Source organism: Leptothoe sp. ISB3NOV94-8A, assembly GCF_043421595.1.
In the GTDB taxonomy this organism is placed as follows: Bacteria; Cyanobacteriota; Cyanobacteriia; order Phormidesmidales; family Phormidesmidaceae; genus Leptothoe; species Leptothoe turfae.
In genome coordinates, this window is record NZ_JAXSQW010000001.1 from 2,420,874 (window position 1) to 2,435,573 (window position 14,700).

The 14,700-nt window shown below is 46.7% G+C and carries 16 protein-coding genes and 1 pseudogene; 14 read left to right on the forward strand and 3 right to left on the reverse strand.

Annotation, left to right across the window (positions count from 1 at the left end; translation table 11 throughout):
• Window positions 1-553: 553 nt before the first annotated feature.
• A pseudogene (locus SPB21_RS10480) lies at window positions 554-776 on the forward strand (IS1 family transposase); the annotation flags it as partial.
• Between the two features lie 47 nt (window positions 777-823).
• Here SPB21_RS10480 and SPB21_RS10485 read toward each other — a convergent pair.
• Both SPB21_RS10485 and SPB21_RS10490 read right to left on the reverse strand, forming a co-directional pair.
• Window positions 824-1,648 carry a class I SAM-dependent methyltransferase gene (locus SPB21_RS10485; protein ID WP_499866500.1) on the reverse strand — a complete coding sequence of 275 codons (825 nt, stop codon included), beginning with the start codon at window positions 1,646-1,648 and terminating at the stop codon, window positions 824-826.
• Window positions 1,649-1,776: 128 nt separating this feature from the next.
• Complete coding sequence (locus SPB21_RS10490) at window positions 1,777-2,118, reverse strand: GNAT family N-acetyltransferase (protein ID WP_499866501.1); 342 nt, start codon at window positions 2,116-2,118, stop codon at window positions 1,777-1,779.
• A 389-nt stretch (window positions 2,119-2,507) separates the two neighbouring features.
• Between SPB21_RS10490 and SPB21_RS10495 the strand changes: the two genes are divergently transcribed.
• Complete coding sequence (locus SPB21_RS10495) at window positions 2,508-4,262, forward strand: adenylate/guanylate cyclase domain-containing protein (protein WP_163698407.1); 1,755 nt, start codon at window positions 2,508-2,510, stop codon at window positions 4,260-4,262.
• 103 nt (window positions 4,263-4,365) lie between these two features.
• Window positions 4,366-6,084: an adenylate/guanylate cyclase domain-containing protein gene (locus tag SPB21_RS10500; protein ID WP_499061319.1), complete on the forward strand. Its 1,719-nt coding sequence runs from the start codon at window positions 4,366-4,368 to the stop codon at window positions 6,082-6,084.
• 163 nt (window positions 6,085-6,247) lie between these two features.
• Here SPB21_RS10500 and SPB21_RS10505 read toward each other — a convergent pair whose 3' ends face one another.
• Window positions 6,248-6,808, reverse strand: a complete 561-nt coding sequence (locus tag SPB21_RS10505) for a TetR/AcrR family transcriptional regulator (RefSeq protein ID WP_163698403.1) — start codon at window positions 6,806-6,808, stop codon at window positions 6,248-6,250.
• Window positions 6,809-7,178: 370 nt separating this feature from the next.
• On the opposite strand from SPB21_RS10505, the gene SPB21_RS10510 reads away from it, so the two are divergent.
• From SPB21_RS10510 to SPB21_RS10560, 11 genes are all read left to right on the forward strand, one after another.
• Entirely contained in the window at window positions 7,179-8,780 is a 1,602-nt protein-coding gene (locus tag SPB21_RS10510; RefSeq protein ID WP_499866502.1) for an alpha/beta hydrolase, read from the forward strand.
• Between the two features lie 6 nt (window positions 8,781-8,786).
• On the forward strand, window positions 8,787-9,536 hold the full coding sequence (locus SPB21_RS10515) for a class I SAM-dependent methyltransferase (RefSeq protein ID WP_499866503.1): 750 nt from the start codon (window positions 8,787-8,789) through the stop codon (window positions 9,534-9,536).
• A gap of 244 nt (window positions 9,537-9,780) precedes the next feature.
• Window positions 9,781-10,008, forward strand: coding sequence for a hypothetical protein (locus SPB21_RS10520; RefSeq protein ID WP_163669602.1), 228 nt, complete (start codon window positions 9,781-9,783; stop codon window positions 10,006-10,008).
• A gap of 68 nt (window positions 10,009-10,076) precedes the next feature.
• Complete coding sequence (locus SPB21_RS10525) at window positions 10,077-10,541, forward strand: glutathione peroxidase (RefSeq protein ID WP_163669603.1); 465 nt, start codon at window positions 10,077-10,079, stop codon at window positions 10,539-10,541.
• A 325-nt stretch (window positions 10,542-10,866) separates the two neighbouring features.
• Window positions 10,867-11,238, forward strand: coding sequence for a cupin domain-containing protein (locus SPB21_RS10530; RefSeq protein ID WP_499866504.1), 372 nt, complete (start codon window positions 10,867-10,869; stop codon window positions 11,236-11,238).
• 49 nt (window positions 11,239-11,287) lie between these two features.
• Entirely contained in the window at window positions 11,288-11,728 is a 441-nt protein-coding gene (locus SPB21_RS10535) for a VOC family protein (protein WP_163669605.1), read from the forward strand.
• A gap of 681 nt (window positions 11,729-12,409) precedes the next feature.
• Window positions 12,410-12,688 (forward strand): VOC family protein, encoded by a 279-nt coding sequence (locus SPB21_RS10540; protein WP_499866505.1) that lies wholly within the window; start codon window positions 12,410-12,412, stop codon window positions 12,686-12,688.
• A 44-nt stretch (window positions 12,689-12,732) separates the two neighbouring features.
• Window positions 12,733-12,861 (forward strand): VOC family protein, encoded by a 129-nt coding sequence (locus tag SPB21_RS10545; RefSeq protein WP_499866506.1) that lies wholly within the window; start codon window positions 12,733-12,735, stop codon window positions 12,859-12,861.
• Window positions 12,862-13,050: 189 nt separating this feature from the next.
• Window positions 13,051-13,293, forward strand: a complete 243-nt coding sequence (locus SPB21_RS10550; RefSeq protein WP_163669609.1) for a DUF1816 domain-containing protein — start codon at window positions 13,051-13,053, stop codon at window positions 13,291-13,293.
• Between the two features lie 362 nt (window positions 13,294-13,655).
• A complete protein-coding gene (locus tag SPB21_RS10555; protein WP_499866507.1) occupies window positions 13,656-14,351 on the forward strand; it encodes a DUF547 domain-containing protein in 696 nt (231 codons plus the stop codon).
• 4 nt (window positions 14,352-14,355) lie between these two features.
• Window positions 14,356-14,643, forward strand: coding sequence for a LuxR C-terminal-related transcriptional regulator (locus tag SPB21_RS10560; RefSeq protein WP_163669613.1), 288 nt, complete (start codon window positions 14,356-14,358; stop codon window positions 14,641-14,643).
• Window positions 14,644-14,700 lie beyond the last annotated feature (57 nt).

Here is a 14,700-nt window from a genome sequence, read left to right on the forward strand (position 1 = left end):
CCATAGGAGTTCAGTCTTATAAAGCTTGGTCACAACTAGCTACAACAATAGCTGCAAATATTACGAACTGCAGGCTAGTGAATTGCCCAACAGTCCTTATGGTGCCCACCAATTTCCTATTCTCCAAACCAAACTATTACACTACCTTGGTTATAGCAAACGTCCTGATGCATATCGAGTGGGACAATTGTATCTGATTCAATCTGTATTATACCCAAGTAACTAGTTTGATTGTCTTAGGATGCTATTCTCGATTGATTTTCAATCTAAATTCAAATCTTTACAATGCCGAGTTGGAGACATCGGTAGCGTGAACAAGGCTATTCAACAAACTTACCTGAATGCCACTCTTTTTTGTTAGGAATGTGAGTATACTTGCAAAGGAGAGAGGATAAGGAAGAAAAAGGAAGAAAACAGAGCTCCATTAACCATGGTAAAGCGGTGCTCCTTATATTCTTAAGCTCGGGCATGAACAAAGGAATACCCTTTAAGGAATGGGCCATACCACTTAAAAAATCGTTAGGGTGATTGCTAGACTAGAATGTAGATTCAGTCTATGGTTCAGTGGTTTACTAAGGGGGAGAGACGGTATGGCAATACCCCATGGCAACTGGCGAGTGTTTATCTACCGACGTGTCACACTACCGGTACCTATCCCTATCGAAAGGTCTGGACTGAGGGACTAGAGGCGCTATGACGATCAAGGGATCTCAAGGCAAGCCCGAGTCATGTGGCTTAAGCGGGAACATCCCTTTATAGCCACCAGCCCAGTGAGTTCGGAGACGTCAAAACCACTATATCCAAAAAGGAATAGGTTGACTTATTATGTCACTACTTCATTCGGTTTTCGAGCTGTTACAAAAAACATTGTGACATCATTCCAATACCCTTTTTTATCTGAAACTTTCTCTATTTCTGCGAAATACTCTTGCCTGCACTGTTCCAACTTTTTGTTAGACCATTCCACATCCTGAAGCCCAAATGCACTTCTGGCATTACCAGTCCAAACAGATTCTATATCTTGAAGGTAACGGCCAAACTGCTCAGTTATGAGCGAAATATCCCTAAAGCCGACCATTTCAAGCAGGTCACGACATCGTTCATGGGACCCAAGCAATTCATTCGGATTGGGAATATTGATGCCATATGAGCGAACTACCTGTCTGAATAAGACAGATGCACTAGGAGAAGATTCTGCCAGGCAAGAAAAAGCGACTATTCCTTGTGGTTGCAGCGCTCGATACCATCGATGAAGTACAGTTGGAATATCCGTCAAGTAAACAATTGCAGATGAGCACAAGATAGCGTCGTACCGCTTCTCTGGCAATGTTTGTTCATCCGCATCTACTTGTGCAAACTCAATATTTTTCAGTCCTAAAGTCTCAAGCTTTTGTTTCGCTTGGCGTAACATGCCAATAGAAAAGTCAGTTCCCAGAACATATCCTGTGGAGCCAACTATCTGAGCTGCGGCAATTGCCGCCAAGCCAGTTCCAGTGGCAACATCTAAAACATACTGACCTGGCCGTAATGTTGAAAGCTCTACCAATCGTGCAGCAGCCCGCCTATGAAATTCGTTCTCATAGTTTATGCGATTATTAAAGTCATTCAGGACTTGTTGCTTGTATGTATTGCTCGACGAGTCGGCCATATAATCCACTAATTAGGTCTGTTGATACCAAGTACAGGCAATACCACATGCCTTACATAGAAAAGCGTAAAACATGCCATCTCCATATTCTTCAACATCTTCTCGATTCATCTGCCCAATAAACATCATCAACGTATTACACTCTGGGTAACTTCGCTTCTGATGAGCCGGTAGCGGATGAAGCGCTGGTCTTGGATCACAATCTCGCCATCTTTGTGGAAACCAAGCCGCCGCAGCGCTGCGACCCGTTTCCTACTGGGGGGCAGCAAAGCAGTAATAGAGTCAACACAGAGCTCTTCGAATGCATGTTTCAGAATCCTCCGGTAGAGAGCAGGTCCTGCTCCCCAGTACTTTTGATTGAGGACCAGACCCAAGTCTACATCATCACCCTCCGGCTGCAGGCCACCCCAGCCGATGAACTCGTCATCCAGCACAAAGGCCCAAGGTCCCAAGCCTCTCTCCTCCCACATTCGTTCTTTGATGGCGACAAAGCGATCTCACTCAACATATCCAAACTCATCCTGGGCCAGTGGCAGGTGCCGCCGGACTGCGGGATCGTTCATCAAGTCAATGATTGCGTTCGGAGGAATCTTACTCAGCCGCGTGAACGTGATTCTATGGTAATTATTGGCTGACATAGCTAAGGAGTTTGAACAAGAGACTGCAGCAGAATTGCTGCCTAACGGATTGAAATCAGGGATGTGAATATATTTTAAAAGCTCTACTCGCTAACTAAATTTGGCAGGCTATGGGCTAGGGCATGTAGTCGATGGTTGTAGGTCAAATTTTTAACAAATTAAGCTGATTCTTCTAAAGTCAGTGGGGAAATTTAAACTAGCAACCTCTATTTTATTGTCCCATGACCGCCCTTGAGCCCATCAGCCCATCTACGCATCGGCGGGGCCTCCCCATCGGTCTTAAAATATTTGGCCTGACTGCCAGCTTACTTGGACTGATGGTAATAGTGGTGGCGGTCTCCACTCGACGCCTGAGACAGGTAAACGAAGAGATTATTAATCTGGCGGATTATGCCCTTCCCATTACTGATCGGGTGGCACAAATTGATGTGCATGTGCTGGAACAGGAGCTGCACTTTGAGCGGGTGCAAACGCTGTATGAAATTGAGCCCCTACATGAGGAGCGCTTGCAGTCAGAGCTAATGGGATTTGCAGAGCGAGGACAGCAGGTCGATGGGGAAATTGAAGCTGCGATCGCACTGGTGCAAACCGCCATTGATGAGACGACTCTTCCCCAAGCCAAGGCCGAATGGCAGCATATTGCCCCCAGGTTAAGGGCCATTGAAACCGAGCATCAAGCGTTTCAAACCCATGCTAGTGAGCTTTTGGAGCTGTTAGCCGCCGGAGATCTAGAGTCTGCCCATCAGCTGGAAGAAAAGCTGATTGCCCAAGAGACCAACTTTAACCAGGCAATTAACGATATTTTTTTGGAGCTAGAAGCCTTTACTGTCGAAGCGGCCCAAGCGGGACAACATCACCAGCAGGTAGTGCAAACCCTCAGTGCATCAGTGGCAAGTTTGGCCACCTTGGTGGGTTTGGTCTATGCCACCCTGGTCACCCTAGGGTTAGTGCGGCCTGTGCGTTCCCTTAAAGTGGGTACTACCGCTGTGCAAGCCGGTGACCTGGACATTCACTTAGACACCTCCAGCCGCGATGAGGTGGGCACCCTGGCCCGTACCTTTAATACTATGGTGGATGAGCTAAGACTCAAGGCGCGTCTAGAAGAGACCTTTGGCAAGTATGTCGATCCGCGCATTGTAAAATCCCTTGTTCAGAGCAGTGACACCGCTGCCACCGATGGTGAACGCCAGGTGATGACCGTCTTTTTTGCCCAGGTGCAAGGTATAGAAACCTGTTTGGCCCCGCTAACACCGACAAACCAAGAGCGGATCATAAACGACTACCTGAGCCTGATGTCGGCCCCCATCAGTAACCATGATGGGGTAATCGACAAATTTATTGGCACCCTGATTATGGGGTTTTGGGGACCTCCCTTCACCGATGGGGCCAGTCACGCTCGCCTGGCCTGTGAGGCGGCCCTAGCCAGCATTGACCAGCTTACCCAGCTATATCCCAAACTGTCCCAGCTAGACATTACGCACACCGGAAATCTCCACATTGGTCTCTCCACCGGTCCCTTAGTCGTGGGCAATATGGGCTCAGAGGCGGCTAAGGCGTACACCGTTATGGGAGATACCGTAAATACCGCATCCCGTCTCAAGGGTGTGAGCCAACAGTACGGAGTGACCATTGTGATCAATGAGGCCACCCAGCAACAGGTGTCAGATGTCATGGCCACCCGAGAGCTAGACCTGATTCGAGTGGTGGGCAAAGAAGATCCTATCCACATTTATGAATTACTGGGTCATAGAAATACTCTAACGACTACAGATGGGGCTGCGATCGCAGCTTTTGCCCAGGGTCTTGCAGCCTATCGACAACAGGCATGGAACCAGGCCCGCCAGCACTTTAATCAATGTTTGGCCCAAAAACCTGGCGACCGTCCCGCCCTACTCTATCTAGATCGGGTTGACCAACTAGAGGCGAATCCACCTGACACCAGCTGGGACGGAGTATGGCAGCTAACCCAGAAATAAATAATCTGCCATTGCTGATCCTTCCATAAATCAGCAACAGCAATAATCTCCTTAAAAATTCCGTTCTTCCTCAACCCCAGAGTCCCTCTCCACCACACTTACCATGCAGTCCCGTTTTTCTCTCTCCATTGGCACTAAGATTTTTGGTATTGCCAGCAGCATGCTAGGTCTACTGTTAGGGGTGGCCTATCTCAACCATGTCCGCATTCGCCAGGTTAACTATGAACTGATTGACATTGCCTACTACCTAGCTCCCCTGACAGAAGATATCGCCAATATTAACGTCCATGTGCTTGAAGAGGAGATTCACTTTGAACGCATGGTTCGGTATTACACCATTAGCAACAACAAAATCGACGGTATCGGCAGCGCTAAAGTCAACGCCGAAGAAGAGGCCTTTAAGGAACGGGGGGAACGGGTTAAACAAGATATTGCTATCGCCATCGCCCTTGCTGACAAGGCCGCTCAAGCGGCCCACACTCCTGAAGATATCCTTGAAATTGCTCGCATTCGCCCACTGTTAGAAGTGCTTGCATCCGAGCACCAAAACCTCCACCACTATAGCTTGGACATTATTGACCGCCTAAAAGCGAGTGATCAAGAGGCCGCCACCCTACTAATTGATCAAATTACCGATTTTAAAGACGATTTTGATCGTCGAATTCAGGATATTTTATTTGAGCTCACTGCTTTTATTGAACAATCTGCAAAACACGCCCAGGCCACCGAACAACGCACACTAAACCTGAGCTTTTGGTTAACCGGTCTTGCCAGCGGTATTGGTCTCCTATTTTCTGCTTGGGTTACCGCTGGACTAGTACGCCCCGTGCGACGTTTAGTGAACAATACCGAGAAAATTGAACAAGGTAACCTGAATGTGGAAGTCCCTGTCTACTCCAGTGATGAGATTGGTCAGCTGACAGAATCTTTTAACCACATGGTCAGCAAGATTCGTGAAAAAGAACAGCTCAAAGCCACCTTTGGTCAATATGTGGACCCACGCATTGTAGAAACGCTGCTGGGACAACCCAACCCAACTGAAGGGAGTCAACGGCAGATGATGACGCTGTTCTTTTCGGACATGGCCAACTTTAGCCGCATTAGCGAACTGCTCACACCAACGGGGTTAGTCACCCTGATCAATCGATATTTCACCCTGGCTTCTGCTCCCATTAAGGAGCACCATGGAGTGATTAATCAGTTTGTTGGTGATGCGGTCAGTGCGTTTTGGGCTCCCCCCTTTGTAGATCCAGCAGATCATGCCAAGCTGGCTTGTTACGCGGCCCTAGAGCAGTTTGACCAGCTTACTAAGCTACGGCGTAGTTTGCCAGACTTACTGGGTATTCGAAAAGGTCTGCCAGAGATTAATATTCGCATTGGTTTGGCATCGGGGGAGGCCTTAGCTGGGAATATTGGCTCTGAACAATCTAAGTCTTACACGGTTATTGGGCCAGTGACCCAACTGGCGGAGAAACTAGAAACCTTAAATAAGGTATACGGGACTCGCATTTTGATGACGGCTAAAACCAGAGAACTAGCGGGTAATACCATCGAGGTTAGGGAAATTGATCGGATTGCCTTCGCTGGAGAACCTGAGTCTATTTATGAACTGCTAGGTATTGCTGGTAGCACAGATCATAAGTTAATTCTGTTGCGAGATTGTTTTCAGACGGCGTTAGAAGTCTATCGAAATATGTCTGGTGAAGAGGCGATATCAAGGTTTCAGGCATGTTTAGACATAGTCCCAGACGACGGACCTTCAACGTATTATCTCAATTTAATAACGTCAAGCAGTTCTTCAAAGCATGTCCATATAAAATAAATTTTCTAACAACGTTTAGGATCACCGGACAGGGGCTTGGGGTTGCCGAGTGTAATGAACACAATCGCGTTTTATCCGTTGATTACCTGACCTCCTCAGATGCTGCGCCCTGATCGTATTGACGGGCACTGTCAATAATGACCGGGAATGTTTTTAACGATGCCTAATGCTTTAAACCTTGGATCAGGGTTCGATAGGTTAACTTGGCGGCATCATTGCGGGCAATATCACCACTTTGTATGGCTGACCATGCTGCCCAGATCAGGGCATCAATGGTGGTGGCAACCCATGCATTGGGGACATCGAGGGCAATCACCCCATCTTGTTTGAGGACATTTACAAAGTCATTTAGTTCTTGCATTTGTCGGGCGTAGGCCGCATTAATATCTGGGTCGGTATAGGTTGATGATTCTGCTACCAAAAAGTGAAACCGATCACCTAGAGGCACCACTGCCTCTAGAAACGCCAGTAGGGCATCGGCAGCCGATAGGTTTTGATTCCTAATGTGAGCTGTGATTTGATCAATGGCCTCAATCGCTTCGAAGGCGATCTCACGGATCAGGGCCTCACGGGACGAAAAGTGGCGGTATAACGTCGCTCGCCCAACACCGCACTTGCCTGCAACATCACTGAGAGAAACCCCTGGATTTTTCGCTAATACAGCAACAGCTGCGTGTAAAATAGCCTGCTTGTTAGATGCGTTTCGAGACGATTGACCACTCATTAGACTAGTACTTTATGGCGTAAGTTTGCCCACCATCACATGGGAATGAGTCGATGGATGGATGGGTGGATGCAATAGCGCCAAATTTTTACCATCGGCTACTAGTATAGCCTAATGAGACAAAGATGTCTTATCTTAGACAAGTGTGTATATTTATTGCTGGTTTACCCTAATAACTGGAGCTGGTATCTACGCTAGGGACGTGTATGTCTGGCAATTCTTTGCCCAGGCTAAGGGTTCCGACAAAACTCATACAATACTATTATCTCAACCTTGATTTTGGTGCCGAACTCAGGTCCATTCTATCCGTCTATTATCCTGACGGTTCTCTGATTTAATTGCTTATTTTTTAAAGGCTCTATTAGCAACTATGAAAGCCCTTCACTGGTTTCGGAACTTAGCCCTGTTTCTAGGCGGTGCTGCACCGCTGGTGTTCAGTGCTCCTACCCTGGCTGCGGAAGATGTCACCCTATCCTATGGATTGTTAGAGCTATCAGTATCAGTGGCCTCATTGGAAGGCTATGCCACTGACAACCAAGTTAGCGAGGAGTTAGAGTTTTATCTTAAGTTTCTCAATGAAGAAGAACGTCGCGATCTGCGAGAGATTTTGACGACACCACTGGATGTGAGTGCGGTCACCCTATCCCAGGTACTTTACGATCCCTTAGGAGAACTCTGGTTAGATCGATTGGGGAACGTCATTCAAACAGCGTCGCGACAAAATGGGGCGCGGGGACTGCGGGGTGCCCTGATTTTGGCCGCTGATGATGAGGGAGGGCTGACTCTGCTCAATCTGATACGCCGGTTTCCTACACCCACGCTGCGGATTAACTCGGTTGAGATTTTGGATGTGGTTAACACAGTGGTAGATCTGCTGGACCAAACTGAGACTGCGATCGCAATGCTCCACACCCAAACAAATACCGAAATAGCCGCTACAGAGCCCATCGACTATGCCCAACGCCCTGATCTAACCCAGGAGGGGCCAGCCTCCTGGCGAACTCAAACGTTAGAATTGCGAGACTTACAACGCGATCGCCAATTGCCTGTGGATCTGTATATCCCCCAGAGCAATGCACCCGTTCCTCTGGTGGTTATTTCCCATGGGTTTGCCGCCAGCCGCACTAACTTTGTCGATGTGGCCCAGCATCTGGCGAGCTATGGCATTGCTGTGGCAGCCATTGAGCATCCTGGTAGCAACTTTCAGCAGGTGGAAAATTTACTGGCGGGCAATGCCTCAGCTGCAATGGCCCCCAACGAATTTGTAGATCGCCCCCAGGATATTTCCTATTTGTTAGACTACCTGGAAACCCAAACGAGAGGAGCGCTGACCCATCAGTTTGACCTCAATAGCGTGGGTGTTATAGGACATTCTTTTGGGGGGTATACAGCCCTGGCCCTGGCTGGTGCTCAGCTTAATGTTGAACAGTTAGAAACCCGTTGCACCAGCGACTTAATTGAAGCAGACTCGGTTAATATTTCCATACCTTTACAGTGTCTAGCCCTACAAAGTCAGTTTGAACACCCCCTTCAAGACGAGCGAGTCAAAGCAGCGTTTGTTTTTAACCCCATTACCAGCTTAGTGTTTGGAGAAGCCGGGCTGGGGCAGCTCAGTACGCCGATATTGATGGTGGGAGGCAGTGCCGATCCGGTGGCTCCGGCCTTAACGGAACAAATTCAACCGTTTACCTGGTTAACGCCGTCGGATAAATACCTGGCGCTCATGCAGGGAGGTCACCATAACTATGCCCAGTCTGAGACGTTGCCTGATGAGCTATCGGGTCCCGACCCGACCCTTGCCCGCGAATATCTTAAAGCCCTGGGTCTGGCATTTATGCAAACCCATGTGGCTGGGCAGTCAAACTATCGCCAATTTTTGCAAGCAGGCTATGCCCAATATTTAAGCCGAGAGTCTTTACCCTTGACGCTGGTGCAGGATGTCTCCTTAGAAACGTTAGAAGCCAGTCGATAAGCGACCATGATTTTTTCCAATGAAGAACAGATTCTCCACTCATGGCAACAGAATGCTGCCCCGTGGACGGTGGCTGTCCGTGAACAACAGATTGAGAGTCGTCAGCTAGTTACCAACCAGGCAATTGTAGAAACCGTAGTGTCCTATTCACCAAAGACGGTGTTGGATATTGGCTGTGGTGAAGGCTGGTTAGCCAGGGCGTTACATGCCCATAACGTTATGGTTCACGGTGTGGATGGGATTCCAGCCCTGGTGAAACAAGCCAGGGCCAAGGGAGATGGCAGGTTCGATGTGATGTCCTATGAAGAGATTAGTGCGGGCAAATGGCGAGACATCTTCTTGCGAGACACCTGCTTGCAAGACACCTGCTTGCAAGACACCTGCTTGCAAGACACCTTCGATGTTGTTGTCTGTAACTTTTCCCTATTTGGCAATGAATCTGTAGCCGCGCTCTTAAAACAGGTGCCGACATTACTCAGTCCTGGTGGTCATTTTATAATCCAAACACTACATCCGCTCATGGCGTGTGGTGACCAACCCTATAAAGATGGCTGGCGTGCAGGCTCCTGGGCTAGCTTTAGTCAAGACTTTGTAGACCCGGCTCCTTGGTATTTTCGAACAATGGCAAGCTGGATCGGTCTTCTCTCTAAAAGTGGCCTGATGTTGCAGGACTTAATTGAACCGATACATCCCAAAACGGGTAAGCCGGCTTCTGTTATCTTTGCCTGTCAGAGCAACAGGATATGTCATCAGTAACGCATCGCGTTTCTCATTGGCGTTGATACACCCTGCCCATAGTCACTACTCACTACTTACCACCAGGTTTTATTGATCCCAACCGAGAACTGCCACATTTTCGCAGTGAGGCTTCCGTGCATATGCTGAGGAGACTGTAAATCGTTGGGTGATATGCCCCCTATTTACGCATTTATTCTGATGGTAGGTTTGACTAGCCGACTTAGAGTTAGAAACTATCAGTTCTAAACTCTCACTTGTTTTTATGAATAGGTGCCTTCAATCTATTCCTTTAGGAATAGTTAGCCTTTTGGGCTACTTAGCTGTACCCGCCCATGGTGATGACTTCAACTGTTTGCAGCTGAATATCTGTTTTTCGTCAGCATATCTTTTTGCCGAGCCCTGTCATGACGAACCAGCCATTAAGATGACGATCGATGATTGCACCGATGATGCAGTTTTGCCATTCGACAGCCTCACCCATAGAAACTAAAATGCGGCTTACCTGTCAGAGCAAGGATGGTTGATAATAGAAAGCGTTGTCAAAAACGTTAATCCATTATGCCTGTACCCACTAATCTGACGACTCTGGATGGTACTCCCCTGTCCCCAGATGCGATCGCAAATAAAGTTGTACTATTCGTTAACGTTGCCAGCGCTTGCGGTTTAACCCCCCAATACAGCGGCTTGGTAGAGCTGGACACGGCATATGGCTCCAAAGGACTCGTCGTTGTAGGCGTACCCTGCAACCAGTTTGGCGCTCAAGAGCCTGGCACTCCTGATGAAATCAAGGACTTTACCAAGACTAAATACGATGTAGAGTTTACGCTGCTCGAAAAGCAGGACGTTAATGGTGCTAATCGTAGTCCTCTATACCAGTTTCTAGTGGGCGACGGCGACGATATCACCTGGAACTTTGGCAAATTTGTAGTAGGGCGCGACGGTAATGTCGTTGCTCGCTTCGATCCTAAGACAGCTCCTGATGCACCTGAACTCAAGGCTGCTATTGAGGAAGCTCTAGGTTAAACCTAAGGTTTAAATTGCTTTCCCCCTTTATCCTTAACTGGATAGAGGGGGTTTACATTTTTATTTAATCGGATAATCCGTAGGGGCGTATTGATATGTGCCCAATGCAGAAGATAAACCATTTGCCTATACACCGCAGGGTGCCCTGCGGTGCGCCCCTACAAAATAACCGGATATCTTAAAAATCTCTTTCCTGAGAATATAAATTCAGCCGCACTCTCCAAAATAAAAACATAATTAGGCGAGGCAGATAGAAAACGGCCTATAGAATTTAAGAACAAGGCTGACGAGGTTTCAGACTCTATTCTTATCCCCCCTTTTCCCAATGAAAATAAAGTACACTGCGCTCAATTTTCAAGAAAAGCTGGCTAAATTTAGCGATCGCTGGTCTCCTAAAGTCATTGCTGAGATGAATGATTACCAGTTTAAGCTAGTTAAAGTAAAGGGTGACTTTGTTTGGCATGCTCATAAAGATACTGATGAGGTATTTATTGTTGTCGATGGTCAAATGATCATTGAATTTCGAGATGGTGCTGTAGAGCTATCTACAGGAGAAATGTTTGTTGTCCCCAAAGGGATAGAACATAAACCCCATGCTGAAAAAGAATGTCATATGTTACTCATTGAACCTCGGGGAGTTGTTAACACAGGAGATACTGTTGGAGAGAAGACTGCCCAAAATGGCATTTGGATCTAAGGCTATTTAGGTATAATATGTGTTCTCCATCAGTAGGGACATCGATTTTATGACTAACAGTTTTCACTATGCATTCAAGGTAAAAGATCTTGACAGCACAAGGAGATTTTATGGAGAGATTTTAGGTTGCCGAGAAGGTCGTTCAACCGATAGCTGGGTCGACTTTGAGTTTTTTGGGCATCAGCTTTCTGCCCACGTAGGTGACGTCAGTACAAACGTTGATTACTGCGGCAATGTCGACGGCATATCAGTGCCTATTCCTCACTTTGGATGTCTGTTGAGTAAAGCTCAGTTCAAATATGTACAACAGAAGCTAGAGGCTGCTGACATTGATTTTATAGTTAAACCTCAAACGCGTTATCCAGGGGAAGCTGCACAGCAGTCCACCATGTTTGTGCTGGACTATAGTGGCAACCCACTAGAATTTAAATCGTTTGAGGATAGCTCTAAAGTGTATGACTCATCGGCAAAAGTCGCTCTGAGTTATTAGCCACATAACTGAACAATGAGTTGTTATGCAGTAGCGTAAGTCCAATATTCAATGGCGGGGCTATCCCTCGCGCGCTTATGTCCCCCTCAAAGTTCGAGCTTTTATGGATTTTCTCAAACAATCTATGGCCTAAAACTCAGAATGATGCACCTCATAATGCAGCGTTAGAGACATCAACCCCGCAATCATGGCAGCCGTTAATTCGTGATAGCCAGTCATAAGACAGATCTGATAGCTTACTAAGCACACCCAGATTGTCTTTCCTGCTGGTGTAGTCAAGCAGTCAACATGCTCAGCGATATACTCCAATAATTCTAGGAACTTGAGAAACCCATAGAGAATTGCCATAGATAATTAAATGTTTTGGGTCATAGCTAACTCAGAATAATTCTGAGTTAGCTATATTTTAATCAGAATAATTCTGATTTGACAATGATTCCTCTCTGTTTGCCTTGAAAAATTGAAAATGTGCCCTTGGGATGGTTTAGGTATACGTTGATAAGCACCTGGTGCCGAAGCATTTTCAGGAGTCTTGGGCAGCAGGCAAGATATGTATGATGCGATCGCTGATTGAGGGAATGCACCGGTCTAGAGTTATGGCTATTTAACGATGCTTCACCACTAAAGGCATCCCAAGGATGAGCAATGTCGATATTATTTAGACACAAATTTTAATTATTTATGCAAGCGGCATGGGCACCGATGAATACAGATAGCTCGATACAAACAGCTAAAATCGTCCGTATTGGGGTTGATATTGGCATTGTTGTTGCTAAATTAGAGCGCTCTCTCAGCTTTTATCGAGACTTATTAGGGATGTTAGTTGTTGCAGAGGTAACAACCTCACTCATTGGTAAAGGGCGTATGGTGCAACTCCAGCATGGCGAGTCCCTAATTAAGCTAGTGGAGTTACACCCCCCCCTTCTAAGCCCGGCCCAACAGATATCTCAGAATTTCTAGGCTACCGATATGTTACCCTGCTCGTTGCTGAGCTAGATGTCATTATGGCCAAGATTAAAGCTCGAAACATCTCTATTGCGCTACCCGTTACACAGCTGAACAACGGGACCAGAATTGCTATGGTAAAGGATCCTGACGGTAACATTGTTGAATTCGCCCAAGAAGTGAATTAAATCACATCTGACAAATTTTGATAGATGTTCTATAGTTTGTATTAGTTTATCCAAATTAAAGTCCTGTGACTTTTAGGTAGCATAAAGTATCAAAGCCGACAGGCATGAGACACTGAGCACAGTATAAGAAAAGCTATGTGTTCTTAAGAACACATAGCTACGTTTATCTCACTGACCCATCTAATCATTATGGCGAACCTTATCAATCAGGTGTTTGACCTGCTTAACAAGTCTTGGTGGCTGGAAATAATGGCTGCATCTCCAAGTTGTGGATATTTTTTCGGTCCCTTTAATTCAGAAAGCGAAGCGCTACAGGAACAATTGCGCTACGTAAAAGCTCTAGAACACCAGGGACGTGAAGTTTTACTAGTGTCGGTTGTCCGCCGTCAGGCCCCCAAAAGGCGTATGGTGAATTACTCTGAGGCGGCTTAATTGACGCAATATTCTTTTCTTACAGTATTTTTTGTATCTCCAGGCTACTACGGAAGAACAGGCTCTAGATAGCCGTTCCGGTTTACCAAAACATCAACTACTTATTCCTAAACCTTGTAGTACAAAGACTTTAGGAATAAGTAGGTTTGTTAAGTGTTAAGCATAAATACTCATTTACTTGTTATGTGTATAGTACTCATCGAAGCAGATGAGTATTTATGCTTATGAGAACTATTGGCTCTTGCTTGAATAAATGTGGACAATCCTGTCGGGACACCCCCTTGTGGATGTCCTGAGAATGATCCTAACGAGGGAGATGTAGTATCACCGTAAAATGTGGTAAAAATGCGAAGGCTCACCCCATGACTCAACTCAATTTTGCTGTCTGGGACAGTCTGCTACAGAAATATGTGGATGGTCAAGGCCGAGTAGCCTATAGCCGCTGGCGGCAAACATCACTGCCAGTGCTAGAGCAGTGGCTAGCAGAGATGAGCAGTGTGGACCTGCGAGGATTGGAAAGGGCGCAGGCGATCGCAACTTTCCTAAACCTATACAATGCCTTGACGATCCGACAGGTGCTTTATGAGTACCCCATCGATTCCATTCGACCTAAGTTTCTAGGCATCCCTAACTGGCTAGCTTTTTTACGGTTTTTCACCAAAAGAGTCTATACCTTAAACGGTCAATCTCTGAGCTTGAATACTATTGAGCACGACATTTTGCGCCAGCAGTTTCTCGATCCGCGTATCCACTTTGCCCTAGTGTGTGCGTCCATTGGCTGCCCATTGCTAAGAGCGGAGGCTTACACGCCAGATATGCTGATGGATCAACTGGGGGACGATTGCGATCGCTTTATCAACAACCCAGACAAAGTTCACTACGATGCTGCTAACAGAACATTGTACTGTAGCAAGATTTTCAAGTGGTACAAGGCAGATTTTTTGACGACAGCGAATTCGATTGTAGAGTATTGCGATCGCTACTACACTGCCGCCCAGCTGCCGACTACGCTCAAAGTGGTTTACCTATCCTATAGTTGGGAATTAAATGGGAATTAAATCCATGGACCCAAAAGCTCATGTACTGACGGAAGTCCAGTCGCCACCGCCGCCGCCACCCACCAGACCCACAGCGGTGGGCTATAAAGATGACTCTTTCCCCCCTGGTCTTACCCTAAGAGAAACCGATATCCTTCGGTTGATCATAGCAGGGCGAGATAATCTGCAAATCGCACAGCAATTAGGCACAACCCGTCACAATATTGAGAAATATATTCTCCGTCTCCAACAGAAAGTTACTAGATACAGTAAAGAATCTCCCCTAATCCAGATCCTTAAAAACAAGGAGTAAGCAGTTGGCAAGGGACGTTAGTGCACATCTTCGCAAAATTGCCTCAGCCATCACTCA